This is a genomic window from uncultured Alcanivorax sp. (genome assembly GCF_947258575.1).
Taxonomy (GTDB): domain Bacteria; phylum Pseudomonadota; class Gammaproteobacteria; order Pseudomonadales; family Alcanivoracaceae; genus Alcanivorax.
In genome coordinates, this window is record NZ_CAMYIV010000002.1 from 250245 (window position 1) to 275718 (window position 25474).

The window sequence follows — 25474 nt, forward strand, 5'->3', positions numbered from 1 at the left end:
AATGTTGAAACTGCGCGTGATTACAGCGCTGATCCTGCTGCCCATTGTGTTGGGCGCCGTCTTCGGGCTTGGCCGATTGCCGTTTGCTCTGGTGGCCGGTGTGTTCTTCCTGATGGCCGGCTGGGAATGGGCGGCCATGATGGGAAAGGTGTCAGCCGCGGTTCGTAGCGGTTGGGTCATCGGTCTTGGTGTGGTGATGGCCTTGGCAGAGATCTATCGCCCTGCCTGGTTACTCAATGCTATTCCTGTCTGGTGGTTGCTGGCCCTGATTCTGGTTATCGGTTACCCGGGCAATGCCCGTGTCTGGTACCGCCCGGCCCTTATGGCTCTGGTCGGGTTGCTGTTGCTGGTGCCTTCCTGGGCAGCAATCGTACAACTCCAGGACGAGGGTGCGCTGGGTCTGGCGGGCCCGTGGGCACTGATGTTCATCCTGCTCTGGGTGTGGGCCGCGGATACCGGCGCCTATTTTGCCGGCCGAGCCTTCGGTAAACACAAGCTGGCGCCACTGGTCAGCCCCGGCAAGACCATTGAAGGACTTGCCGGTGGTGTGGCGTTGGCGTTGGCAGTGGTGGCGGGTGTCTATGCGGCCGGTCTTCTCGATGCCAAGTTGCTGCCACTGATGATTGTGGCCCTGCTGACGGTGCTGGCATCCGCTTTGGGTGATCTGTTCGAGAGCATGGTGAAGCGTGAGCGCGGCTTCAAGGACAGTGGCACCATCCTGCCCGGCCATGGCGGCATGCTGGACCGCATCGACAGTGTGACTGCGGCCCTGCCCATTGCTCTGGCCGGTTTCAACTGGTTTTCCCTGCCGGGAGGCAGTCTGTGACACCCTCTGCCAGACAGCGTCTGACTATTCTTGGTGCCACTGGCAGTATCGGCCAGCAGACCCTGGATGTGGTGGGCCGACATCCGGAACGCTATGAGGTGTTTGCCCTCACGGCCAGTTCCCGCTGGCAGCTGATGGCCGAGCTGTGCCAGACAGTCCAGCCGCGTTTTGCCGCCATGTCTGACCCGGCAGCGGCGGCGGCGCTCAGGAACCATCTGGCCGAGGCCGGGTCTCAAGTTGAAGTATTGTCCGGGCCCACGGCTCTGGCGGATCTGGCGGCCCATCCCGATGCGGATACGGTGGTTGCCGCCATCGTCGGGGCGGCTGGGGTCAGGCCCACCCTGGCGGCGGTGGAGGCCGGCAAGCGAGTGTTGTTGGCCAACAAGGAAGCCTTGGTGGTCACCGGCTCATTGTTTATGGATGCGGTAAAGCGTCACGGAGCCACGCTGCTGCCACTGGATTCCGAACACAACGCCATCTTCCAGTGTTTGCCGGATGAGGGCGTTAATGCCGGTGTGGAGCGTCTGTTGCTGACGGCCTCCGGCGGTCCGTTCCGTGAATTCAGTGCCGCCGAGCTTGCGGCGGTGACGCCGGCGCAGGCAGTGAAGCATCCAAACTGGGACATGGGCCCAAAGATTTCGGTGGATTCCGCCACCCTGATGAACAAGGGCCTGGAATTCATTGAAGCCTGCTGGTTGTTCGACGTGTCCCCGGACATGATCGATGTGGTGGTGCATCCGCAGAGCGTGGTGCATTCCATGGTGGCCTACCGGGACGGCTCGGTGCTGGCTCAACTGGGTACACCGGATATGAGAACACCCATTGCCTGCGGTTTGTCGTGGCCAGAGCGGGTGGAATCCGGCGCCCAGCGCCTGGATTTTTCTGCCCTCATCGGACTGAATTTCGAGGCGCCGGATCTGCAGCGTTTTCCCTGCCTGGGATTGGCGAGGAATGCCATGCGCGCCGGAGGCACAGCCACGGCAGTATTGAATGCGGCCAACGAAGAAGCTGTTGCCGCTTTCCTGGCTGGCAGGCTGGACTTTATGGGCATCCCGGCGGTCGTGGAACTGACACTGGAAAAGCAGGCTTCACCCGCCTGTACGGATGTGGATGCTGTGATGGAAATCGACCGCCAGGCTCGTGAAATGGCCTGCCGACTGATCAAGGAACGCGAATGCTGACGCTTCTGGCTTTTGTAGTCACCATCGTCATTATTGTGGCCTTCCATGAGTGGGGTCACTTTTTGGCCATGCGTGCGTTTGGCGTTCGTGTGCTGACTTTTTCTGTGGGCTTTGGCCCCAAGCTGTTCCGGTTTACTGACAAAAAAGGGACTGAATGGGTCGTCAGCGGGATCCCTCTGGGTGGCTACGTGAAGCCACTGGATGCCCGTGAAGATGAAACTGCCGAAGGTGACCCGGGCGAGTTTTCCAGCAAACCGGCCTGGCAACGGGTGATTACCTATGCCGCTGGCCCGGTATTCAATTTTATTCTAGCCCTGCTCATTTATTGGCTGTTGATGGTCGGCTTCGGCCAGAGTCGCATGCAGGCGGTGGTGGGGCCGGTGGCACCAGGGACGGTGGCGGAACAGGCCGGCTTTGCCCCTGGAGATCGCATTTTGGAGGCGGGTGGTACCGCTGTTGAGGGCTGGCGTCCTTTCTACAACGAATTGATTCTGCATCTGGGAGAAAAGGAAAAACTGCCGGTGACAGTAGCCACCGCATCCGGTGATACGGCGGTGCGCGAGCTGGATACGTCGCCCTGGTCTGCGGACCTGGAGAAGCTGCCACTGGATGCACTTGGCATCAGTCAGGCGGTGTTGATTGGCGAGGTTGTCGGGGGTAGTGCTGCAGATCAGGCCGGCTTGCTGGTCGGTGATCAGGTGATAGCACTGGACGGCGAGCCGCTCAGCGGCTGGCAGGCCTGGCAGGAAACCATCATGGCGTCTGCAGGGCAGACTCTGGAGCTCACTGTGCTGCGAGACGGGGCAATACGGCGTTTTGCTGTCACCCCGGAAACAGTCACAGAAGGAGAGCAGAGTTTCGGCCGTATCGGCGTAGCCATGGGCGGAATTTACCAGCAGCAATTCGGCCCGGGCGGTGCCATTGTGGCGGCCTCCGAACGTTTTGTGGAACAGAGCGAAGTGGTCTGGGCAAGCCTGGTAAAACTGGTGACTGGCAAGTTGTCCCTGGATAATCTGGGCGGCCCCATTACCATTGCGCAGGTGGCTGGGGAGAGTGCTTCCTATGGCATTGCCAGTTTTCTGGCGCTGCTGGCCTATCTGAGCATCACACTCGGTATTATCAATCTGCTCCCGGTACCCATGCTGGACGGCGGCTGGATTTTCTTTGGAATCATTGAAATGATTCGCGGTCGCAGTTTACCGGAGCGGTTTCTTATGGCCGCGCAAGGAGTAGGGCTGACGCTAGTGATCAGCTTTATGCTACTGGCCATTTACAACGACTTGGTGAAGCAGTTTTCATGATATTTGGGGACAAACTAAACCGCCCCCTGAAGGGCCTGTTGGCGGTAGCCTGCCTGTGTCTGGCACCTTGGGTGAACGCGGAATCCTTGGTGCCATTCAAGGTGCACGATGTACGTGTGGAAGGGCTTCAGCGCCTGCCTGTGGAGCGGGTCTATGCGGAATTGCCGATTCAGGCAGGTGACACGGTGGACCGCGATCAGATTGTTGATGCGGTTCAGCGTCTGTTTGCCACTGGCAACTTCGAGGATGTTCAGCTGGGTCGCGATGGCGATGATCTGGTAGTGGTGGTCGCGGAGCGTCCCAGCATTGCCCGCATCGAACTATCAGGCAACAAGTCCATCGACGAGGAAAACCTGCGCAAGGGGCTAACCGAAGCCGGTCTTGCCGAAGGCGAGGTGTTCCAGCGCTCCACATTGCAGGCGATCGCCGGTGAGCTGGAGCGCCAATACGTCAGCCAGGGTCGTTATGGTGCCGATATCAAGACCGAATCGGTGCCGCTGCCTCGTAATCGGGTCGGACTCAAGATCGAGATTTACGAAGGCAAGGCCGCTCGTATTCGCGATATCAATATCGTCGGCAACGATCTGTTCGATGACGAGGAACTGCTGAAAGATTTCGAACTGAATTCCACCGGCTTCTGGTCGTTCATCAAGGGTGATGACAAATACTCCCGGCAGAAACTGAGCGGTGACCTGGAGCGGTTGCGCTCCTATTACCTTGATCGTGGCTACATCAATTTTTCTATCGAATCCACCCAGGTGTCCGTGACTCCGGACCGTCGCAGCGTGTTTATCACGGTCAATGTGGCGGAAGGTGAGCAGTACACCGTCAATGAAGTGAGCCTGGCAGGTGATTTGGTGGTGGGCGAGGAGCAGCTCGAGCCCCTCTTGATCGTCAAAAAAGGGCAGGTGTTCAGCCAGCAGTTGGTGACCTACACCAATGATCTGCTCAAGCGCCGTCTTGGCAATGAGGGTTATACCTTTGCCGAGGTCAACGGCCGTGACCACAACGCCAACGATGAAGACAACACCGTCGACGTGACGTTCTATGTGGAGCCTGGGCGCAAGGTATACGTGCGCCGTATCAACTTCAGCGGTAACGCTAAAACCGATGATGAAGTGCTGCGTCGTGAGCTTCGCCAGTTTGAACAGGCGCCAGCGAATACCTCCCTGGTGGACCTGTCTCGGCAGCGCTTGCAGCGTCTGGGCTACTTCAGTGTGGTGGAAGCTGACACTCCCCGTGTGCCGAACTCCGAAGACCTGGTAGATGTGGAATACAAGGTGGAAGAGCAGCCTTCTGGCTCCATCGGCGCCAATGTGGGTTTCTCCGATGCCTCCGGGTTTATCTTTGGTGCCAATGTCACCCAGAACAACTGGCGTGGCTCCGGTAACCGGGTGTCTTTTGCACTGAGCCGTTCGGATATCCGCGATTCCTACAGCTTTTCCCATTACAACCCGTACTACACCCTGGACGGTGTGAGCCGTGGTTTCAGCCTGTTCTATTCCAAAATTGATTTTGATGAAACCTCGGTAGCCTCCTACGCGGCCGATCGTCTGGGTGGCTCGGTGACCTTCGGTTATCCGATTTCTGAATATTCACGGCTGAGTTTCGGTGGCACCTATGAGCAAACCGATATCACCACCGGTGATTTCGTTGCCGTGGATATTTTCAACTTCCTGGAGAAGGAAGGTACCGAGTTTAACGAGTACAAGCTCAATGCCTCCTTGCAGACCAGCACGCTGAACAGAGGTGTGTTGCCGGATCGCGGTTGGTCCAGCAGCCTTGGCTTGGAAGTTGCCGTCCCCGGCTCGGACTATGGCTTCTATAAACTGAATTGGAACGGCCAGAAATATTTCCCGATCACTCAGCGATGGACATTGCGTACCCGGGCAGATGTGGCTTACGGGGATGGTTACGGTGACGATGCCGTATTGCCGTTCTTCGAGAACTATTACTCCGGTGGCATCGGTTCGGTGCGGGGCTATGAATCGCGTTCCCTGGGCCCGCGCTCTGAAGGGCTGGCGTTTTTCCTCAACGGCACCCGTGACCCGGACCCGGATCCCATCGGTGGCAACTTGCTCACCGAGGCCAGCCTGGAGCTGATCTTCCCGACGCCGTTTGCGCCGGAATCCCGAAGCGTGCGAACCTTCCTGTTCGCCGATGCGGGCAACGTGTTTGAAACCGAACGCAGTGACATTGTGGCCGACTTCGAAGCTACAGACCTGCGTACTTCCGTGGGGGTAGGCCTGACCTGGCTGACAGCGATTGGCCCGCTCAGTTTCAACCTCGCCAAGGCACTGAATGACCAGTCCGGCGATGATACGGAAGTTTTCCAATTTTCTCTGGGACAGACTTTTTAGGAGTTTAATAATGATGAAAAAATGGATTGCTGTTTTTGCTGTAATGTTGCCGGCACTCGCCATGGCTGAAAGTCGTGTGGGCGTGATTGACCCCATCGGTGCGCTGCAGGCTGCTGACAACGTGAAATCCCGCATGAGTGCACTGGAAAAAGAGCTGGGTGCCGATGAGCAGCGTCTCAACAGCCTGCGTCAGGAAGTGGGAAAGATGCAGGAAAAAATGCAGAAAGAAGGCATGACCATGTCTTCCGAGCAGCAAGAGCAGATGCAGACCGAAGGTCAGCAGAAAATGATCGAGATCCAGAGCCTGCAGCGCAAACTGCAAAAGCGTGCCAACGATGCCCAGCGTGAACTGCTGCAGGAAATGGAGCCGAAGCTGCAAAGTGCCGTTGCCGAAGTGGCCAAGAAAGAAAACCTGGATCTGGTTGTCAGCGCCCAGGCAGTGATTTACACCAAGCCGGATCTGGATATCACTGAAGCGGTAACCAAACAACTGAACAAGATGAAGTAATGCTGACTCTCGGTGAACTGGCCCGGCAGCTGGACGCCGAGCTGGTCGGAGATCCCGACCAGCCGGTGGACGGTCTGGGTACAATACAATCTGCCACGGACAGCCAGCTGACCTTTCTGGCGAATCCCCGATATCGCAGCTTCCTGGAGCAGACGCGGGCTGCTGCGGTGCTGATCCCCGAGTCCCAGCGGGAGTTCTGCCCGGTGGCTGCGTTGATCGTGAAAGATCCGTATCTGAGTTTTGCCAGGGCCAGTGCCTTTTTCGAAACCGCGCCGGTAGCAACCCCGGGCATTCATCCCTCTGCCGTGGTGGATCCGCAGGCCCGGATTGCCGATTCCGCCTCCATCGGCCCCAATGCGGTGGTCGATGCCGGTGTAACGGTAGGCGAGGGGGCCGTGATCATGGCCAATTCCGTGGTGGGCGCCGGTTCGGTGATCGGGGATCAGTGCAAGATCTGGCCAAATGTTACAATTTATCATGGTGTGACACTGGGCCCGCGCACTATCATACATGCCAATTGCGTGATTGGCGGCGATGGTTTCGGCTTCGCCTTCAATGGCGGCGGCTGGACCAAGCTGCATCAAGTCGGCGGTGTCATCATCGGCGCAGATGTGGAAATCGGCGCCGGTACCACCGTGGATCGGGGTGCCATTGAAGACACTGTGATTGGTGATGGTGTGATTCTGGATAATCAGATCCAGGTTGCCCACAACGTGGTGATCGGGAACCATACGGCTATCGCGGGTAAAGCCGGTATTGCCGGTTCTGCCAAAATCGGCGCCTACTGCTTGATCGGCGGGGCTGCCGGGATTGCCGGGCATATCGAAGTCTGTGACAAGGTGCAGATACTGGCCATGTCACTGGTGTCGAGTTCCATCAAAGAGCCTGGTACTTATGGCTCAGCGTTACCCGTGGATACCCAGAGTCGCTATCGTCGAAATGTGGCTCGCTTCCGAAATCTTGATGATCTGGCTCGCCGTGTGCGCAAACTGGAACGTTCAAGCGATTAACGACCGCGTATTGCGGCACTTGCCTGTGTGGAACACATGATGATGGATATTCAGGCGGTCAGGGAATACCTGCCGCACCGTTACCCTTTTTTGCTGATTGACCGTGTTCTTGATGTGGAGCCCGGCAAGCGCATTGAAGCGATCAAGAACGTGAGCATTAACGAGCCCTTCTTTAATGGTCATTTTCCCCATGAACCGATCATGCCGGGTGTGCTGATCATCGAGGCCATGGCTCAGGCGGCGGGAATCCTCGGTTTTGTTACCGAGAACAAGAAACCTGGCGACGGTTTTATCTATTTGCTGGTTGGCACTGACCGCGCGCGCTTCAAGCGTCGTGTGGTGCCGGGTGACACGCTGCACCTTAGTGCCGAGTTCATCATGACCAAACGCAACATCCTCAAGTTCGCCTGTGAGGCCAAGGTTGACGGCAAGATCGTCGCCAGTGCCGAAATGCTTGTGGCTGAACAGAAGGTCTGAGTCGGGCGGCATATGCCATAACGGTTTGGCGTATACTCCCTGTATTTACAGCAGAATAAAGCGAAAATTCCATGATACATCCGACCGCCCTTATCGATCCGGCCGCGGAGCTTGCAGAGGATGTGCAGGTCGGCCCCTATACGGTCATCGGCCCCGATGTAAAAATCGGTTCCGGTACCGTCATTGCCTCTCATGTGGTCATCAAGGGACCGACCACCATTGGCAAGAACAACCATATTTTCCAATTTGCGTCCGTGGGTGAAGACTGCCAGGACAAGAAGTACAAGGGTGAGCCAACCCGGTTGGAAATCGGTGATGACAATGTGATCCGTGAGTCGGTGACCATTCATCGCGGTACCATTCAGGACAATTCCCTGACCAGGATCGGCAGCCGTAATCTACTGATGGCCTATGTGCATGTAGCCCATGACTGCATGGTGGGTGATGATTGCATTTTCGCCAACAATGCCTCTATTGCCGGGCACGCCCATGTGGGTAATGGCGTGATTCTGGGTGGCATGACAGGGGTTCATCAGTTCTGCAAGATTGGCTCCTATGCCATGACCTCCGGTTGCTCTCTGGTACTCAAGGATATTCCCGCCTACGTGATGGTGTCCGGAAACCCGGCCCAGGCTCGCAGCATGAATTTCGAGGGTATGAAACGCCGTGGCTGGTCCAAACAGACCATCGCGTCTCTGCGTACCGCCTACAAGGTGTTGTATCGCCAGGGGCTGACCCTGGAGCAGGCTCTGGCAGAGATGGAAGCCATGGAAGCCTCCGACGAGCTGCAACTGCTTATTGATTCGCTCAAGGCATCCGAACGCGGTATCACCCGCTGAGATGGAAGCCAGCAAGGACGCTCCGCTTGTTGCCCTGATCGCCGGAGAAGCCTCCGGCGATATTCTTGGTGCAGGATTGATGCAGGGCCTGCAGGCTCGTTATCCGGGGGCCCGATTTATCGGTGTCGGTGGCGAGGAAATGGCCGCCGCTGGTCTCTCCAGCCTGTTTCCCATGGAAAAGCTCTCGGTGATGGGAATTACCGAAGTGCTGGCGCATCTGCCGGAACTGTTGCGCCTGCGCAAACAGCTAGTGAGCTTCCTGCTCGAACAGCGCCCGGATGTGGTCATCGGCATTGATTCGCCGGATTTCACTCTCCCCATCGCACGACGCCTCCACGCACAGGGTCTGAAAACCGTCCATTACGTGAGCCCTTCGGTGTGGGCGTGGCGGCAGGGCCGAATCAAGGGCATCAAGCGCAGCATCGACTTGATGCTCTGCTTGCTGCCGTTCGAAGCGCGCTTTTACGAGCAACACCAGGTGCCGGTGGCGTTTGTGGGCCACCCCCTGGCGGACCGTGTACCCCTGGAAACGGATACCCCGGCGGCGCGTACCGAGCTTGGTCTGCCGGAAAGTGCCGACATTCTGGCAGTCTTGCCAGGCAGCCGGGGCGGGGAAGTGGGGCAGCTGATGCCCGCCTTTCTGGATGCCATGCTGGCCCTGCATGCTCGGCGGCCGGATCTGCACTTTGTGATTCCCGCAGCCAATAGTGCCCGCCGTGAACAGATTCAGGCATTGCTGGATACAGCGACGGATTTGCCGGTCACCCTGGTAGACGGGCAAAGCCGTACCGTGATGGCGGCGGCAGATGTGATTCTGATGGCCTCTGGTACAGCGACCCTTGAGGGCCTGTTGGTGGGTAAACCCATGGTAGTGGGCTACCGGGTGGGTAGCATTACCTATGCCATCGCCAGTCGATTGGTGAAGAGCGAATTCGTGTCGCTGCCCAACCTGCTCTGTCGCGAACAAATGGTCCCCGAGCTGATCCAGGACGGCCTGACCACCGACGCCATTGTGCAGTCCGTGGGCCATTGGTTCGATAACCCGGATCAGGCTGATGCCCTCAAGTCCCGCTTCCGTGCCGTGCACGAACAGCTGCGTGGTGGTGCCAGTGAAAAAGCGGCGGATGCGGTCAGCCAACTGCTGGAGCGCAGCTGATGGATCCGTTTTCCGAATACGCCCTGGCCGAGCCTTTCATTCCTTCCGTGTTTCGCTGGCAGCCGGGTATGCGAGTGGCCGGTGTGGATGAGGTCGGTCGCGGTCCCTTGGTGGGAGCGGTGGTGACCGCCGCAGTGGTGCTGGATCCTGCGCGCCCGATCCCCGGTCTGGCTGACTCCAAGAAAATCAGTGAAAAGAAAAGGTTGCAGCTGGAAGTTGAGATAAAGTCTCATGCTCTGGCCTGGTCGCTGGGGCGCGCTGAACCGGAAGAAGTTGATGAGCTGAACATCTTCCATGCCACCTTGCTGGCCATGCAGCGTGCGGTACTTGCCTTGCCTCTTGACGTGCACGCCGTGCTGGTGGACGGTAACCGCGTCCCCGAGCTTGTCTGTCCGGCAGAGGCGGTGGTGAAAGGTGATGGCCGGGTGCCAGCCATTTCCGCAGCCTCCATTCTGGCCAAGGTGGCTCGCGACCGGGAAATGCAGCAGCTTCACCAGCAACATCCCCAGTATGGCTTCGATCGCCACAAGGGTTACCCAACCAAGGTGCATCTGGCCGCGCTGGAACAACATGGTGCTCTGGCTCAACACCGCCGCTCCTTTGCGCCGGTGGCCAGAATTCTCGGCGTCCATGTTTGACCTGGCACTGACCGGGGCGGCTTGCCGAAATACGTTACGAACACAGCAACACTGAGGAACACCCCATTGAGTGACCCCCGTTTTGTCCACCTGCGCCTGCACACCGATTATTCCCTGGTGGACGGGGTCGTGCGGGTCAAGGAACTGATCAAGACCTGTGCCAGCCAGGCCATCCCGGCGGTGGCCGTGACGGATGATTCCAATCTGTTCGCCATGATCAAGTTCTACTCCGCAGCCATGAATGCTGGGGTCAAGCCGTTGATGGGGGCGGATCTGTGGGTGGAAAGCGCCCATATCGAAGAGCCGGCAAAGCTGTCTTTCCTGGTACAGAACGAACAGGGCTACCAGAACCTGACCTTGCTGATCAGCCGCGCCTGGCAGACCAATCAGGACCGGGGCAGGGCTCTGGTCAAGGCAGAATGGCTGGAAGAACTCCATGAGGGGTTAATCGTGCTGTCCGCCGCCAGCCAGGGTGAAGTGGGGCAGTTGTTGCTGGCCGAAAAAACCGACCTGGCGCGCCAGCAGGCTCGCTGGCTGCAGTCTGTTTATGGTGATCGTGTCTACCTGGAAGTCCAGCGCACCTCCCGGCCGGGGGATGAAGATTGCCTGCACGCCACCGTGGCTCTGGCGGCAGAACTGGCTCTGCCAGTGGTAGCGACCAATGACGTACGGTTTATTCGCCGGGGGGATTTCGAGGCCCATGAGGCCCGCGTCTGCATCCATGATGGCAACACCCTGGAGGATCCGCGCCGGCCCAAGAAGTATTCCGAAGAGCAGTACCTGAAATCGGAAGATGAGATGGCGGCGCTGTTTTCCGATCTGCCGGAAGCGCTGGAAAACACCGTCGAAATCGCCCGTCGCTGCACCCTGGATATTCGCCTGGGCGAAAACTTCCTGCCGGACTTCCCGATCCCGGATGGCATGACCATTGAGCAATATTTCGAAAAGCTTTCCCGGGATGGCCTGGAAGACCGCCTTGCGGTGTTGCTGGACAGAAATGACCCGGAGTACCCGAGCAAGCGCAAAGACTATGACGACCGGCTCAAGTTCGAGCTGGATATCATCAACCAGATGGGCTTTCCCGGCTACTTTCTGATCGTTGCCGACTTCATCCAGTGGGGTAAGGACAACGAGGTGCCGGTTGGGCCGGGGCGGGGGTCCGGTGCCGGCTCGCTGGTGGCCTATGCCCTCAAGATTACCGATCTCGACCCCATTGGCTACGACCTGCTGTTCGAACGTTTCCTTAACCCGGAACGGGTATCCATGCCTGACTTCGATGTGGATTTCTGCATGGAGAAGCGCGACCGGGTGATCAACTACGTGGCCGACAAGTACGGCCGTGATGCGGTGAGCCAGATCATCACCTTCGGCACCATGGCGGCGAAGGCGGTGGTGCGCGACGTGGCGCGGGTGCAGGGCAAGCCTTATGGCCTGGCAGACCGGCTCTCCAAGATGATCCCGCCCACCCCGGGGATGACCCTGGAAAAGGCGTTTGAGCAGGAAGAAACCCTGCGCGAGTTTTTGGAAAGCGACGAGAACTCCGACAAGGACTCCGCCAACGAAATCTGGGAAATGGCGTTGAAACTGGAAGGCCTGACCCGGAACGTGGGCAAGCACGCCGGGGGCGTGGTGATTGCACCGGGCAAGCTGACCGACTTCGCGCCGCTCTATTGTGAGGAAGACGGCACCAACCTGGTAACCCAGTACGACAAGGACGATGTGGAATCCGCCGGGCTGGTGAAGTTCGACTTTCTCGGCCTCAAGACCCTGACCATCATTGACTGGGCGGTGAAGGCTGCCAACGTCAAACGTCAGCGGGAAGGGCTGGATGATCTCGACATCGACCATATTCCGCTGGATGATTCGCCCAGTTTCGACCTGCTCAAGAAAGGCGATACCACCGCCGTATTCCAGCTGGAAAGTCAGGGCATGAAGGAGCTGATCAAGAAGCTCAAGCCCGACGTCTTTGAAGACATCATTGCACTGGTGGCCCTGTACCGGCCGGGGCCACTGGAATCCGGCATGGTGGACAACTTCGTCAACCGTAAACACGGCCGCGAGCCGCTGGCTTACCCGGATCCGCAGTACCAGCACGAATGGCTGGAGCCGATTCTCAAGCCGTCCTACGGGGTCATCCTGTATCAGGAGCAGGTGATGCAGATCGCCCAGGAGCTGGCTGGCTACACCCTGGGTGGTGCGGACATGCTGCGTCGGGCCATGGGCAAGAAAAAGCCGGAAGAAATGGCCAAACAACGGGTCATCTTTGAAGAGGGTGCCAAGGGCAAGGGCGTTGACCCGGACCTGGCCATGAAGATCTTCGACCTGGTGGAAAAATTTGCCGGCTACGGCTTCAACAAGTCCCACTCGGCTGCCTATGCACTGGTGGCCTATCAGACCGCCTGGCTGAAGGCTCACTATCCGGCGGAATTCATGGCCGCTACCATCTCGGCCGATATGCAGAACACCGACAAGGTGGTGACCTTCATCGACGAGTGCAAGACCATGGGCTTGCAGGTGTTGCCGCCGGATGTGAACTCCTGCGGTTACCGTTTTACGGTGAACCCGGAAGGCGACATCGTTTACGGTCTGGGCGCCATCAAGGGACTGGGCGAGGGGCCTATCGAGGCCATTGTGTCCGCCCGCGCCGACGGTGGTGGCTTCAAGGACCTGTTCGATTTCTGCCGCCGTATCGACCTGAAAAAGATCAACCGTCGCTCCCTGGAAGCCATGGTGCGAGCCGGGGTGCTGGACAAGCTGGGCCCCCCTTCCTCCGACAAGCGATCCAGCTTCCATGACCGCGCCACGATCCTGGCGACCTTGCCCGATGCCATCGCCGCCGCCGACCAGGATGCCCGTAATGAGGCCGCCGGCATCATGGATATGTTCGGTGCGGTGGACGAAAGTCCAGCCACGGCCGTGGAATGGAAACCGGCCCGCTCATGGAACGACGACACTCGTCTTAACGGCGAGCGTGACACCCTGGGGCTGTTTCTCACCGGCCACCCCATTGATCAGTATGAGAGCGAAGTGCGCCAGTTCGTTTCCGCCAGGCTCAACTCGCTGCTACCCACCGGTAAAGGCGAGGCCGCAACGGTGGCCGGCCTGGTGGTGGCTTTGCGTATAACCCGCAGCAAGCGCAGCGGCGAGCGTATGGCGTTCGTCACCCTGGATGACAAGACCGGGCGTGTTGAAGTCTCCGTGTTCGGCAAGACCTTTGCTGAATACGGGGATCTTGTGCAAAAGGATGCCCTGTTGATCTTCAAGGGCGGTGTCCGTAACGATGACTATACTGGCGGTTTCAATCTCATCGCCGATGAAATCATGGACATGCGCCAGGCCCGGGAAACCTTCGCCCGGCGACTGCGTGTGGCGGTGCCGGTATCCGACGGGCTGCCCCGACGCCTGCAACAGACGCTGGCTCCGTACCAGGGAGGGAGCACCCCGGTGCTGCTGGATCTGGACCATCCCATCGCCGCTGCCAGCTTCTGGATGGGCGAGGCCTGGAAAATCAGCCCCCACGAGTCCCTGGTAGAGGAGCTGCGAGTGCAGTTCGGCGAAGATGCAGTGCGGATGGAGTATTAACAGCAGCTTCTAGCTACTAGCCTCTAGTTGCGAGCTAAAAGCTAGAAGCTGATTTATTCCCTGAAACAGTTTGCAACCTAGCCGTGGGCTTCGCGTCTCGACCTTGTCATCCGGTTACGGCTACACTTGTGCAGGCCAATTCCGGCGGGATCAGGGATGACGATTCTGCCAGCCATGCGCCAGAGAGGGCGATTTTTCCCGGCGTTGCCAGCAAAACACCATAAACAGGCTCAGAGATATGAACCCGAACTTCCTCGAATTTGAACAACCCATCGCAGATCTGGAAGCGAAGATCGAGGAATTACGATTGGTAGGTAGTGGCAGCGAGGTCAACATTTCCGAGGAAGTGGCCAAGCTGCAGGAAAAGAGTATTTCGCTTACCGAGAACATTTTCAGCAACCTCAGTGCCTGGCAGATCTCGCAACTGGCCCGTCACCCCAAACGGCCTTACATGCTGGATTACATCAAGCGGATTTTCGCTGATTTCGATGAACTGCATGGGGACCGTGCCTTTGCCGATGATCCGGCCATCGTTGGTGGCATTACCCGCCTGAACGGTCAGCCGGTGATGGTGATCGGTCACCAGAAAGGGCGCGAAGTGAAGGAGAAGGTGCGTCGCAATTTCGGCATGCCCAAGCCGGAAGGCTACCGCAAGGCCCTGCGTCTGATGGAGATGGCCGAGCGTTTCAAAATGCCGATTCTTACCTTTATCGATACTCCCGGGGCGTTCCCGGGAATTGATGCGGAAGAGCGCGGCCAGTCCGAGGCCATTGCCCGCAACCTGCGCGTCATGTCCCAGCTGAAAGTACCGATCATCGCCACGGTGGTAGGTGAGGGCGGCTCTGGCGGGGCGCTGGCCATCGGTGTCTGTGACCACCTGCAGATGCTGGAATTCTCTACCTATTCGGTAATTTCCCCGGAAGGTTGCGCCTCTATTCTCTGGCGCAGCGCCGACAAGGCCCCGGAAGCCGCGGCGGCCATGGGCCTCACCGCGGGCCGACTCCACGAGTTGGGTATCGTCGATCAGGTCATCAAGGAGCCGCTGGGTGGCGCTCATCGTGATTATGACCAGGCGGCGGATGCCATCCGCAAGGCGCTGGTCAAGCAACTCGATGAGCTCAAGACTCTGGAGGTTGAAGCACTGGTGGAGCGCCGCTACGACCGGCTGATGAGCTACGGCAATGTCGTCAGCGCTACCGCCGACGAATAACCGTCTGCCGGCCGTCCTCTAGCCGCCCGTCACGCTGCTGTGGGAAGCTAGGTTTGCATAGCGAAGGCGGCGGCGCCTTTTTGCTAAAACCCGGTTCCGGCAAGCGTGATAATCTGATTCCCAATGGCAAACCTTCCCCTGATTTCTGATCTGGCACAGCAGGCCCCACCGGGGCCGTTGTTGCTTGCCTTCAGTGGCGGCCTGGATTCCACCGTATTATTGCACCTGCTGGTGGAAGCCGGTTTTGGCTCGCGCCTGCGAGTGGTTCATATCAACCATCAATTACAGCCTGACAGCGGTGACTGGGCGGCACATTGCCAGCAGGTCGTCTCAGCCATGGGGTTGCCCTGTGAGGTAATCGCTGTGCGGGTGGAGGCCGGCAAGGGCATTGAAGCCGGGGCCCGGCAAGCGCGATACCAGGCCCTGTTTGCTGACGCCCACCGGGATGGTGCCACCGTGATTACCGCCCACCACCGCGATGATCAGGCCGAGACCCTGCTGCTGCGCTTGCTGCGTGGCGCGGGTGTGCAAGGGCTTGCCGCCATGCGTGCCCTGGATCATCGTCAGGGAATAGCCGTATGGCGTCCCCTGCTGGACCAACCCCGATCTGTTTTGGAGTGCCATGCCCATGAGCAGGGGCTGCAATGGCAGGATGATCCCAGCAATCAGGATCAATCCCTGCGCCGTAACTATCTGCGCCACAGCATTTTACCGGCCCTGCGTCAGCGCTGGCGCGGGGCCGATGAAATTCTGGCCCGAACTGCCCAGCACATGGGCGATGCCCGTGAGTTGCTGGACGAAAGGGCGCAACAGGATGCTGACGCCGGTGGGGTTAGTGAACAGTTTCCACTGGCGGCACTGGCAGCATTAGGCCCGCCCCGGCAGCGAAACCTGTTACGTTGGTGGCTTCATCGTCGCGGTGCCAGCGCGCCCAGTGCAGCTGTGTTGGCCGAGTTGCTGGCCCTGCGGGGTGCCGCCCAAGACAGCCAGGCCAGGGTGGAATGGGGGCACTGGGCAGTGCGCTTGTTTCAGGGGGCCTTGTATTTGCTTCCCCGCGACGCCTTGGCGCCCTGGCAGGGCGAGTTGCTCTGGTCGGCGGACTCGCCCCCGCCCCCGCTGCCATTCTGGCGATTGGCGACCACGGCCGAGGAGGGCGGGGTAAGCCTGATGCGCCCGCCTGGTGACCTCACCCTGCGCCCCTTCACTGGTGGCGCCCGTCTGTTGCGTAATGGCATGCACCAGCGCATCAAGGAACTGTGGCGAGCGGCCGGCGTGCCTCCCTGGCAGCGTCATCAGTGGCCACTGTTATACCGGGGCGAGACGCTGGTATCGGTGCCGCTGGTAGGGTTGGCGGATGGCGAAGAGGCAGCAAGCTGTGAAGAATGGTTTTTGTTGCCGGACTCTCGTTAGCCATGTGAAGTGATGGTTGCTCCGCGAGGCCTTCAGCCTGTTTTACGGTGCAGTTCGCCTTAGGCTCAGTGCACCCTACGAAGCGTTCCAGATTGGCCAATGTCCTACAGATTTGATCAACGCTGACTGATATAGCAGGGGACTTCAGGTCTGTACCTTTGGATTATGGGCCTGCAAGCAGGCAGCCATGACCCTGGCCAGCGTGCCCCGAACTTCGCCTGATTAGCCAAAAGAGTATCCATGCAAGACGCGCAACAATTACTGCAACAAACATTCAAGCTCCCGACCTTTCGTCCCGGTCAGCAGGCAGTCATCGACGCGCTGCTGGCTGGCCGCTCGGCGTTGGCGGTGTTTCCTACCGGCGGCGGTAAAAGCCTCTGTTACCAGTTGCCGGCATTGATGCTGGATGGGCTGACGCTGGTGGTGTCGCCGTTGATTGCGCTGATGAAGGATCAGGTGGACCAGCTCAATCGCCTGAATATTCCGGCAGCACGACTGGATTCCAGTGTCGACGCCGGAGAGTTGCAGGCCATCTATCAAGGTCTCGACGAAGGCACTATCAAGCTGCTCTATGTGGCGCCGGAGCGTCTCGCCAATGAGCGTTTCCTGGCCCGGTTGAAGCGCCTGTCTATCAGCATGATGGCAGTGGATGAGGCGCACTGTGTGTCCGAGTGGGGGCATAACTTTCGACCCGACTATCTGAAGCTGGCGCAGCTGGCCCGGGATCTCAAGGTGGGCCGGGTGCTGGCGCTGACCGCCACGGCCACCCCGCAGGTGGCAGAGCAGATTTGCGATAGTTTCGACATCGCCGGGGCGGATCATATTCAGACCGGTTTTTTTCGTCCCAATCTGGCCCTGGCGGTGCGCCCTTGCCGTACTGCCGAGCGTGATCAGTACCTGCTGGATCAGCTCACCAGTCGGCCTGCTGAACCCGCTATCGTGTATGTGACTTTGCAGAAGACCGCCGAGACGGTGGCGGCCTTTTTGCAGGCACAGGGATTTAATGCCCAGGCCTACCACGCCGGGCTCAAAGATGAGCCCCGCCATCAGGTGCAGGAGGCGTTCATGGCCGGGGAGACCGACATCGTGGTTGCCACCATCGCTTTCGGCATGGGGATCGACAAGGCCGACATTCGCGCGATCTATCACTACAACCTGCCCAAATCCCTGGAAAACTATATGCAGGAAATTGGCCGGGCCGGTCGCGACGGACAATCCTCCCATTGCCATCTGCTTGCCAACCGGGATGACCTGACGGTGCTGGAGAATTTCACCTATGGGGATACACCGGACGGTGAGTCGCTGGCTGCCCTGATTCGCTGGCTGTTGTCGCAGCCGGGGCAATTCGACCTTGCCGTTCATGAGTTGTCCGGGCAGTTCGATGTGCGGCCTCTGGTCATCAACACCTTGCTGACCTACCTGGAACTGGAAGGGGTGATCCGCGCTACGGCGCCGTTCTATACCGAATACAAGGTGGCTTTCCAGGGTTCGAGGGAAGAGATTCTTGCCGGCTTCAACCCGGAGCGGGCCGCTTTTCTGGAGCGCCTGTTTGCCACTGGTAAGGAGGGTCGAGTTTGGCTGACCTTGCGGCCCATCGACGCCGCCCAGACACTGGGCGATGATCGATTGCGGATCCTCAATGCCCTGAACTATCTGGAACAGCAGCAGATGATCGAGCTACGGGTGGCCGGTGTGCGTCAGGGGTATCGAATGCTCAACCCGCCAGCGGAAAGTGAGCCCTTGATCGTGCGGATGCAGGAGCAGTTTGCCCTGCGTGAGCAGCGCGATATCCAGCGCTTGCAGCAGGTGTGTGACTGGGCGGGGAGTGGTGATTGTCACCAGCAGGCATTGGTCGGCTATTTCGGCGAGACTCTCGCGCAGCCCTGCGGCCAGTGCAGCGCCTGCCTCGGCGAACAGCCGCAGTTGCCGTCCCGTCGCCACCGTGCACCGGACCCGGCAGTGATTCACGCCATGCGTGAGGAAAACCACCAGGCCCTGACCACGCCCCGGCAGTTGGCCCGCTTTCTCTGCGGCATCACCAGCCCCAGAGCCAGCCGAGCCCGCCTGGCCCGACACCCGTCGTTCGGCTCACAGATGGGGGCGCCGTTTTCCGAGGTGCTGGCCGCCTGTAAGGGCGACTGACACCGGGGGCACGGGGGGGGAATTCCGATCACCTGGCGCAGCCTGGCTAATTCAGACCTGCCCAGGATGGCAGTTGCGAGTTACCAAAGGCCGGGCCGGTTTCCCATTTCGCAACCCGCACCCGCAACTCCTTGAGCATCGAAAGTGGCACCGGTAGATGAAATAACGACTGAGTCCTTCAGGATAGTCCTGCGCCGTGCATCAGCCGGCACCACTTTTTACGCTCCCGAGAGCGATTCCGATTGAGGCGAGGGGCGCCTTCTGTTAACATTTTCTCCCGTCCTGATGTAGCGCAAGCCCCTGAATTTTCAGGTGTTCAACCATCACTTGCGTAGCTGGCCAACCCGATTCAGAAAGCCCCTTGCCCGTGTCATGCGTGCAGGGTGTTTTTTTATTGGTGCCGGTTACACTGGTGAGAGTGCTACCAACCCACTAGCAATCTGGTGAGTGCATGTCACGTTTCATCTTTGTCACCGGCGGTGTGGTGTCGTCTTTGGGTAAGGGGATCACTTCAGCATCCCTGGCCACTTTGTTGGAAGCCCGCGGCCTCAACGTCACCCTGATCAAAATGGATCCGTATATTAATGTGGATCCCGGCACCATGAGCCCTTACCAGCACGGTGAGGTATTCGTGACCGAAGACGGCGCCGAAACCGACCTGGACCTGGGTCACTACGAGCGTTTTATTCGCACTCGCCTTAGTCGTCGCAACAGCTTTACCACCGGCCGTGTCTATCAGGACGTGCTGGACAAGGAGCGCCGCGGTGAGTACCTGGGTGCCACCGTGCAGGTGATCCCCCATATTACCGACGAGATCAAGCTGAAGATCCGCGAAGGGGCGGGGGATGCGGACGTTGCCATCGTGGAAATCGGTGGTACCGCCGGGGATATCGAGTCCCTGCCATTCCTGGAAGCGGCACGGCAGATGCGTGTGGAGTTGGGCTCCAGCCAGTCCTTGCTGGTGCACCTGACTCTGGTGCCCTATATCGCCACTGCAGGTGAGATCAAGACCAAGCCCACCCAGCATTCCGTGAAGGAGCTGCGCTCCATCGGCCTGCAGCCGGATATTCTTGTGTGCCGGGCAGATGACCCGATTCCGCAGAGTGCCCGCGACAAGATTGCCCTGTTTACCAATGTGGAAGCGCGGGCGGTGATTTCCTCCCCGGATTGCAAAACCATCTATCAGGTGCCCCGTGGCATGCACGAACAGGGCCTGGATGACATTGTGGTGGAGAAGTTCGGCCTGGATCTGCCGGAGCCGGATCTGGGCGAATGGGATCGTGTGGTAGAAGCCCAGCTGAATCCGGAAAGCGAAGTCACCGTCGGCATGGTGGGCAAGTACATCGAGCTGGTCGATGCCTACAAGTCACTCAATGAAGCCTTGATCCACGCTGGCATCAGCAACCGGGCCAAGGTGAATATCCTTTATCTGGATGCGGAAGATATTGAACGCGAAGGCACTGGGGTGCTGGAAAACCTGGATGCCATCCTGGTCCCCGGTGGCTTTGGCGATCGCGGCACGGAAGGCAAGATCGCTGCCATCCGTTATGCCCGTGAAAACAAGGTGCCGTACCTGGGCATCTGCCTGGGTATGCAACTGGCAGTAATCGAATACGCCCGTCACGTGGCCGGTATCGAAAACGCGCATTCCTCCGAACTGCGTCCGGATACGCCGGACCCGGTGGTAGGGCTGATCACCGAGTGGACCACGGAAGACGGTCGCAAGGAACAGCGTTCCAAGGAATCCGATCTGGGTGGCACCATGCGTTTGGGTGGCCAGGAATGTATTCTGGAGGCGGGCAGCCGTGCCGCCGAGTGCTATGGTGATACCAGTATTATCGAGCGCCATCGTCATCGCTATGAAGTGAACAACAATTACTTGCCGCAACTGGAAGCCGCCGGCCTCAAGATTGTTGGCCGTTCAACGGATGGCGAGTTGGTGGAAGTGATCGAGGTGGCAGACCACCCCTGGTTTGTGGCTTGTCAGTTCCACCCGGAGTTTACGTCCACGCCTCGTGATGGGCATGGTCTGTTCAGGGGCTATGTGGCTGCGGCCCTGGCGGAACAGAAAGCACACTAAGGACCTGTTATGCAGAAGACCATCAAGCTAGGCGAGCTGGAATTTGCCAACGACAAGCCCATGGCTCTGTTCGGCGGCATGAATGTGCTGGAATCCCGTGATCTGGCCATGCAGGTGGCGGAAGCCTATGCGGAAGTGACCAGCAAGCTGGGCATTCCCTGGGTGTTCAAGGCCAGCTTCGACAAGGCCAACCGTTCCTCGCTGAGCTCCTACCGGGGGCCGGGGATGGAAGAGGGGCTGAAGATCTTTGAAGAGATCAAGCAAACCTTCAATTGTCCGGTGATCACTGATGTGCATGAGCCCTATCAGGCGGCACCGGTGGCCGAGGTGGCGGATATCATCCAGTTGCCGGCCTTTCTGGCCCGGCAGACGGATCTGGTGGTGGCCATGGCAAAGACCGGGGCCATCATCAACATCAAGAAGCCCCAGTTCCTGGCTCCCCACGAAATGAGTCATATCCTGCACAAGTGCGAGGATGCCGGTAACGACCAGCTTATCCTCTGTGAGCGTGGTTCCAGCTTCGGGTACAACAACCTGGTGGTGGACATGCTCGGCTTTGGCATCATGAAACAATTCAACTACCCGGTGTTTTTCGACGTGACCCATGCCCTACAGAAGCCAGGGGGTCGTGCGGACAGCGCCGATGGTCGTCGTGCTCAGGTGGCTGAACTCGGTCTTGCCGGCATCAGCCAGGGCATCGCCGGATTGTTCCTGGAAGCCCACCCGGACCCGGACAATGCCAAATGCGATGGCCCCTGCGCCCTGCGTCTGGACCGTCTGGAGCCATTCCTGACACGAATGCAAACCCTGGATAATACCGTCAAGGCACTGCCTGCCTTTGAAAACAACTGATTGAAGAGAGATTGACTGTCATGTCCAAGATCGTTGACATCAAAGCCCGCGAAATTCTCGACTCCCGTGGCAATCCCACCATCGAAGCTGATGTGATTCTGGAATCCGGCGCCTCCGGCAGTGCCTGTGCCCCCAGTGGTGCCTCTACCGGTTCCCGCGAAGCGCTGGAGCTGCGTGATGGCGACAAGGCCCGTTACCTGGGCAAGGGCGTTACCAAGGCCGTTGGCAATGTGAACTCCGCCATCCGGGAACTGCTGGTAGGAATGGAAGCCGGCGACCAGAAGGCCCTGGACAAGGCCATGATCGATGCCGACGGCACCGAGAACAAAGCCAAGTTCGGCGCCAACGCCATTCTCGCAGTGTCTCTGGCTGCAGCCAAAGCCGCTGCAGTGGATCAGGGCAAGCCCCTGTACGAGTACATTTCCGACCTGCAGGACGATGACAACGAATACTCCCTGCCGGTACCGATGATGAACATCATCAACGGTGGCGAGCACGCGGATAACAACGTGGATATCCAGGAGTTCATGATTCAGCCGGTGGGGGCTCCCACGGTGGCTGAAGCAATCCGCTATGGCGCCGAGATTTTCCACGCCCTGAAAGGCGTGCTGAAAAAGCGTGGTCTGAACACCGCAGTGGGTGACGAAGGTGGTTTCGCCCCGGACCTGCCCAGCAACGAGGCGGCTCTGGAAGCGATCATGGAAGCCATCGAGATTGCTGGCTACAAGGCCGGTGATGACGTGACCCTGGCCCTGGACTGCGCAGCCAGCGAATTCTACAAAGACGGTAAATACGTGCTGGCCGGTGAAGGGCGCAGCATGGATTCTGAAGAGTTCGCCAGCTATCTGGCTGAGCTGTGCGACCGTTACCCGATCATCTCCATTGAAGATGGCATGGATGAATCCGACTGGGATGGCTGGAAAATCCTCACCGATAAGCTGGGTAAAAAGATTCAGTTGGTAGGCGACGATCTGTTCGTAACCAACACCAAAATCCTCAAGCGAGGCATCGATGAGGGTGTGGCCAACTCCATCCTGATCAAGTTCAACCAGATCGGTTCTCTCAGCGAAACTCTGGATGCCATCAAGATGGCCAAGGATGCCGGTTACACCGCCGTGATTTCCCACCGTAGTGGTGAAACTGCTGACAGCACCATTGCCGACCTGGCTGTGGCTACGGCCGCCGGGCAGATCAAAACCGGTTCTCTGTGCCGCTCCGACCGGGTGGCCAAGTACAACCGCCTGATCCGCATCGAGCAGGAACTGGGGCGTGCTGCCTACCATGGTCGCAAAGAGTTCAAGTTCCTCGGTTAAATGATGCCGGATACCAGAACCAGCAGGGCAGGGACGGAATCTGGCAAGCGGGAGGCCATGCAGCTGTCTCCCGCCAGTCAGATTGTGATTGCTCTGTTGGCTCTGGTATTTGTTGGCCTGCAGGCCCGGCTGTGGTTTGGTGAGGGCAGTCTGCGTCATGTGGCGACACTGGAAAAAGAGGTGGCCACACTCAAGCAGAGCAATGCCAAACTGAACGAACGCAACCGGCTGATGGCAGCCGATGTGAAAGATCTCAAGCAGGGCACCGAAGCGGTGGAAGAGATCGCCCGCAAGGATCTGGGCATGATCCGCGACGGTGAAAGTTTTTTCCTGATTCTCGAACAACCCCGGGGCGGTGAGTGAATCCTGTCATTAACGGCCCTCTCTTTGCGGTGGTACCGGCTGCCGGTATCGGTGAACGCATGGGGGCGGGTTTTCCCAAGCAGTACCTGTCACTGGCCGGCAAGACCCTGGCCGAGCATACCCTCAATCGTTTGTTATCGTTTGCCCCCATCGACCGGGTGTTGGTAGCCGTATCCGCTCAGGATCCCTGGTGGCCGACGCTGGGGGTGTCCACGCATTCGCGTATTGCCACTGTCAGTGGCGGAGCCGCTCGGGCCCAATCCGTGCGCAACGGCGTCGCCAGGGCGCTGGAGCTGGGTGGAGAGAACGCCTGGGTGCTGGTTCATGATATGGCCCGGCCTCTGGTACGGTTGTCAGACATTCAGAACCTGCTCGACCAGACCGACAGTCAGGGCGCTATATTGGCCTTGCCGGTGGTAGATACCATCAAGCAGGCCGATGAGGGCAACCATATTGCCGCCACTCTGGATCGTGACTGTATCTGGCGGGCGCTGACGCCGCAGTTGTTCCCTGCTCGTGCGTTGCACGATGCCCTGCAGGGTGATCTGACCGGCATTACCGATGAAGCCTCTGCCATGGAACGAGTGGGACGCCGTCCGGCGTTGGTGGCGGGGCATGGTGACAATATCAAGGTTACCGTCCCGGAAGATCTTGCACTGGCCCGTTTCTATCTGGCCTGCCAGCTGGGCGACGAGGAGAGCATGCTGTGAGTATTCGTATCGGCCAGGGCTTCGATGTGCATGCGTTCACAGACGGTGACCACGTGATGCTGGGCGGTGTGGCGATCCCTCACAGCCATGGACTCAAGGCTCACTCGGATGGTGATGTGGCCCTGCATGCCCTGTCGGATGCCTTGCTCGGAGCTCTGGCTCTGGGGGATATCGGTCACTACTTCCCGGACACCGATCCGCAATGGCAGGGCGCGGATTCTGGCACCTTGTTGGCGGCGATCTATCAGGATGTGACCGCGGCCGGCTGGCAATTGGGCAATGCGGATATCACCGTCATCTGCCAGGCCCCTAAACTGGCTCCTCATATTGGCGCCATGCGCCAGCGCATTGCCGATCTGCTCGATTGCGAGGTGGGGCAGGTTTCCGTCAAGGCGACGACCACCGAAAAACTCGGTTTCACTGGTCGCAAGGAAGGTATTGCGGTGCAGGCCGTGGTACTTGTGGAGTCTCGATGAGTCTTCCCTGCGCCCATGGCGGCCCGGCATCCACGGGGGTGCTGAAAGCTTCCCCGGCGGACTTTCAGGTATTCGAGCACATGCATGTGCGCCCGGAAGGCGAGGGCGAGCACCTGTGGCTGGAGATTGAGAAGACCGGCTGGAACACCGAGGATGTGGCGTTGTTACTGGCCAAACAGGCGGGCGTGCACCGCCTGGCTGTAGGCTACAGCGGGCTTAAAGATAAGCATGCCATTACCCGCCAGTGGTTCAGCCTGCATCTGCCCGGCAAGGCAGACCCTGAGTTTGACTGGCCGCCAGGGCTGAGGGTGCTTCAAGGCCTTCGCCACCGCCGCAAGCTGAACCGGGGTACTCATCGTGCCAACGGTTTTGTGCTTCGTGTCACCGATTTCCAGGGGGATCGCCAGCAGCTGGAACAACAACTGGCCACCATTGAGCGTCAGGGCGTGCCCAACTATTTTGGTGAACAACGCTTTGGTCGCGGTGCCGGTAACCTGGTGCGGGGAACTGAGTGGTTGTGTGGGGGTGAAGCGCCGCGCAAGAAAGCGCTGCGCGGCCTGTGGCTGTCAGCGGTGCGCAGCGACTTATTCAACCAGGTCCTTGCCGAGCGCGTTAACCGACAATGCTGGGACCGGGTACTGGCCGGTGATCTGCTGCAGCCGCAAGGGAGCCGCGGCCTGTTCCCTGCGGACGACGACACAGATGCCTACGAAAGAGTGATTGCCGGTGAGGTTCATCCAACCGCCCCTTTGCCGGGGGTGCCGGGCATGGCATCATCTGGCCCTTGCCGGGAACTGGAACAGCAAATACTCGCACCCTACGCCACCGTAATTGATGGCCTGTGCCGCGTCGGCGTTGACGAAGCCCGCCGGGCAACACGGTTGCCGGTACGGGAATTGCAGTGGTCCTGGCAAACTGAAAGGGAAGGGGAAGTGTGCCTGGAGCTGGCGTTTACGCTGCCCACAGGCGCTTTTGCCACGACAGTCATGGCGGAAATAATAAAACCTGAGTCACAAACCGCAGGTTAACCCTGAGTGATC

The 25474-nt window shown here is 59.1% G+C and carries 21 protein-coding genes; all 21 read left to right on the forward strand.

Annotation, left to right across the window (positions count from 1 at the left end; translation table 11 throughout):
- Window position 1: 1 nt before the first annotated feature.
- The 21 genes from Q0Y02_RS01290 (at window position 2) to Q0Y02_RS01390 (ending at window position 25462) form a co-directional block, all read left to right on the forward strand.
- Window positions 2-826: a phosphatidate cytidylyltransferase gene (locus Q0Y02_RS01290; protein ID WP_297763254.1), complete on the forward strand. Its 825-nt coding sequence runs from the start codon at window positions 2-4 to the stop codon at window positions 824-826.
- Window positions 823-2007: a 1-deoxy-D-xylulose-5-phosphate reductoisomerase gene (gene ispC, locus Q0Y02_RS01295; protein WP_297763257.1), complete on the forward strand. Its 1185-nt coding sequence runs from the start codon at window positions 823-825 to the stop codon at window positions 2005-2007. The genes Q0Y02_RS01290 and ispC overlap by 4 nt, the downstream gene beginning before the upstream one ends.
- Entirely contained in the window at window positions 2001-3308 is a 1308-nt protein-coding gene (rseP, locus tag Q0Y02_RS01300; protein WP_297763260.1) for an RIP metalloprotease RseP, read from the forward strand. The genes ispC and rseP overlap by 7 nt, the downstream gene beginning before the upstream one ends.
- Window positions 3305-5668 carry an outer membrane protein assembly factor BamA gene (gene bamA / locus Q0Y02_RS01305; protein WP_297763263.1) on the forward strand — a complete coding sequence of 788 codons (2364 nt, stop codon included), beginning with the start codon at window positions 3305-3307 and terminating at the stop codon, window positions 5666-5668. The genes rseP and bamA overlap by 4 nt, the downstream gene beginning before the upstream one ends.
- A 10-nt stretch (window positions 5669-5678) precedes the next feature.
- Window positions 5679-6176, forward strand: a complete 498-nt coding sequence (locus tag Q0Y02_RS01310) for an OmpH family outer membrane protein (protein ID WP_297763266.1) — start codon at window positions 5679-5681, stop codon at window positions 6174-6176.
- Window positions 6176-7186, forward strand: coding sequence for a UDP-3-O-(3-hydroxymyristoyl)glucosamine N-acyltransferase (gene lpxD / locus Q0Y02_RS01315; protein WP_297763270.1), 1011 nt, complete (start codon window positions 6176-6178; stop codon window positions 7184-7186). Before Q0Y02_RS01310 ends, lpxD begins: the two co-directional genes overlap by 1 nt.
- Before the next feature lie 36 nt (window positions 7187-7222).
- Window positions 7223-7663, forward strand: coding sequence for a 3-hydroxyacyl-ACP dehydratase FabZ (gene fabZ, locus Q0Y02_RS01320; protein WP_297763273.1), 441 nt, complete (start codon window positions 7223-7225; stop codon window positions 7661-7663).
- A gap of 71 nt (window positions 7664-7734) precedes the next feature.
- Window positions 7735-8502 (forward strand): acyl-ACP--UDP-N-acetylglucosamine O-acyltransferase, encoded by a 768-nt coding sequence (lpxA, locus tag Q0Y02_RS01325; protein ID WP_297763275.1) that lies wholly within the window; start codon window positions 7735-7737, stop codon window positions 8500-8502.
- 1 nt (window position 8503) lies between these two features.
- Entirely contained in the window at window positions 8504-9658 is a 1155-nt protein-coding gene (lpxB, locus tag Q0Y02_RS01330) for a lipid-A-disaccharide synthase (protein ID WP_297763278.1), read from the forward strand.
- Entirely contained in the window at window positions 9658-10296 is a 639-nt protein-coding gene (rnhB, locus tag Q0Y02_RS01335; RefSeq protein ID WP_297763281.1) for a ribonuclease HII, read from the forward strand. Before lpxB ends, rnhB begins: the two co-directional genes overlap by 1 nt.
- Window positions 10297-10362: 66 nt before the next feature.
- The gene (gene dnaE / locus Q0Y02_RS01340; RefSeq protein WP_297763283.1) at window positions 10363-13878 is read left to right on the forward strand and encodes a DNA polymerase III subunit alpha; all 3516 of its coding nucleotides are present in this window, start codon (window positions 10363-10365) and stop codon (window positions 13876-13878) included.
- Between the two features lie 238 nt (window positions 13879-14116).
- Window positions 14117-15088, forward strand: a complete 972-nt coding sequence (locus Q0Y02_RS01345) for an acetyl-CoA carboxylase carboxyltransferase subunit alpha (RefSeq protein WP_297763285.1) — start codon at window positions 14117-14119, stop codon at window positions 15086-15088.
- Between the two features lie 123 nt (window positions 15089-15211).
- Complete coding sequence (gene tilS / locus Q0Y02_RS01350) at window positions 15212-16498, forward strand: tRNA lysidine(34) synthetase TilS (protein ID WP_297763288.1); 1287 nt, start codon at window positions 15212-15214, stop codon at window positions 16496-16498.
- A gap of 240 nt (window positions 16499-16738) precedes the next feature.
- Window positions 16739-18640 (forward strand): ATP-dependent DNA helicase RecQ, encoded by a 1902-nt coding sequence (locus tag Q0Y02_RS01355; RefSeq protein WP_297763291.1) that lies wholly within the window; start codon window positions 16739-16741, stop codon window positions 18638-18640.
- A 451-nt stretch (window positions 18641-19091) separates the two neighbouring features.
- Window positions 19092-20720, forward strand: coding sequence for a CTP synthase (locus Q0Y02_RS01360; RefSeq protein WP_297763294.1), 1629 nt, complete (start codon window positions 19092-19094; stop codon window positions 20718-20720).
- 9 nt (window positions 20721-20729) lie between these two features.
- Window positions 20730-21572 carry a 3-deoxy-8-phosphooctulonate synthase gene (gene kdsA / locus Q0Y02_RS01365; protein WP_035244635.1) on the forward strand — a complete coding sequence of 281 codons (843 nt, stop codon included), beginning with the start codon at window positions 20730-20732 and terminating at the stop codon, window positions 21570-21572.
- A gap of 20 nt (window positions 21573-21592) precedes the next feature.
- A complete protein-coding gene (gene eno / locus Q0Y02_RS01370; RefSeq protein WP_297763302.1) occupies window positions 21593-22885 on the forward strand; it encodes a phosphopyruvate hydratase in 1293 nt (430 codons plus the stop codon).
- A 57-nt stretch (window positions 22886-22942) separates the two neighbouring features.
- Window positions 22943-23248, forward strand: a complete 306-nt coding sequence (locus Q0Y02_RS01375; protein ID WP_297763305.1) for a septum formation initiator family protein — start codon at window positions 22943-22945, stop codon at window positions 23246-23248.
- Complete coding sequence (gene ispD / locus Q0Y02_RS01380) at window positions 23245-23958, forward strand: 2-C-methyl-D-erythritol 4-phosphate cytidylyltransferase (RefSeq protein ID WP_297763308.1); 714 nt, start codon at window positions 23245-23247, stop codon at window positions 23956-23958. The genes Q0Y02_RS01375 and ispD overlap by 4 nt, the downstream gene beginning before the upstream one ends.
- A 2-nt stretch (window positions 23959-23960) precedes the next feature.
- Window positions 23961-24434, forward strand: a complete 474-nt coding sequence (gene ispF / locus Q0Y02_RS01385) for a 2-C-methyl-D-erythritol 2,4-cyclodiphosphate synthase (RefSeq protein ID WP_297763806.1) — start codon at window positions 23961-23963, stop codon at window positions 24432-24434.
- On the forward strand, window positions 24431-25462 hold the full coding sequence (locus tag Q0Y02_RS01390) for a tRNA pseudouridine(13) synthase TruD (RefSeq protein WP_297763311.1): 1032 nt from the start codon (window positions 24431-24433) through the stop codon (window positions 25460-25462). Before ispF ends, Q0Y02_RS01390 begins: the two co-directional genes overlap by 4 nt.
- The last annotated feature ends 12 nt before the right edge of the window (window positions 25463-25474 follow it).

Coding starts and splice junctions, on each gene's coding strand:
- Q0Y02_RS01360 (WP_297763294.1), top strand. CDS start 19,092: ATGTCACGTTTCATCTTTGTCACCGGCGGTGTGGTGTCGTCTTTGGGT.
- Q0Y02_RS01375 (WP_297763305.1), top strand. CDS start 22,943: ATGCAGCTGTCTCCCGCCAGTCAGATTGTGATTGCTCTGTTGGCTCTG.
- tilS (WP_297763288.1), top strand. CDS start 15,212: ATGGCAAACCTTCCCCTGATTTCTGATCTGGCACAGCAGGCCCCACCG.
- lpxD (WP_297763270.1), top strand. CDS start 6,176: ATGCTGACTCTCGGTGAACTGGCCCGGCAGCTGGACGCCGAGCTGGTC.
- rnhB (WP_297763281.1), top strand. CDS start 9,658: ATGGATCCGTTTTCCGAATACGCCCTGGCCGAGCCTTTCATTCCTTCC.
- rseP (WP_297763260.1), top strand. CDS start 2,001: ATGCTGACGCTTCTGGCTTTTGTAGTCACCATCGTCATTATTGTGGCC.
- bamA (WP_297763263.1), top strand. CDS start 3,305: ATGATATTTGGGGACAAACTAAACCGCCCCCTGAAGGGCCTGTTGGCG.
- fabZ (WP_297763273.1), top strand. CDS start 7,223: ATGATGATGGATATTCAGGCGGTCAGGGAATACCTGCCGCACCGTTAC.
- Q0Y02_RS01390 (WP_297763311.1), top strand. CDS start 24,431: ATGAGTCTTCCCTGCGCCCATGGCGGCCCGGCATCCACGGGGGTGCTG.
- kdsA (WP_035244635.1), top strand. CDS start 20,730: ATGCAGAAGACCATCAAGCTAGGCGAGCTGGAATTTGCCAACGACAAG.
- lpxB (WP_297763278.1), top strand. CDS start 8,504: ATGGAAGCCAGCAAGGACGCTCCGCTTGTTGCCCTGATCGCCGGAGAA.
- Q0Y02_RS01310 (WP_297763266.1), top strand. CDS start 5,679: ATGATGAAAAAATGGATTGCTGTTTTTGCTGTAATGTTGCCGGCACTC.
- Q0Y02_RS01345 (WP_297763285.1), top strand. CDS start 14,117: ATGAACCCGAACTTCCTCGAATTTGAACAACCCATCGCAGATCTGGAA.
- Q0Y02_RS01290 (WP_297763254.1), top strand. CDS start 2: ATGTTGAAACTGCGCGTGATTACAGCGCTGATCCTGCTGCCCATTGTG.
- lpxA (WP_297763275.1), top strand. CDS start 7,735: ATGATACATCCGACCGCCCTTATCGATCCGGCCGCGGAGCTTGCAGAG.
- Q0Y02_RS01355 (WP_297763291.1), top strand. CDS start 16,739: ATGCAAGACGCGCAACAATTACTGCAACAAACATTCAAGCTCCCGACC.
- eno (WP_297763302.1), top strand. CDS start 21,593: ATGTCCAAGATCGTTGACATCAAAGCCCGCGAAATTCTCGACTCCCGT.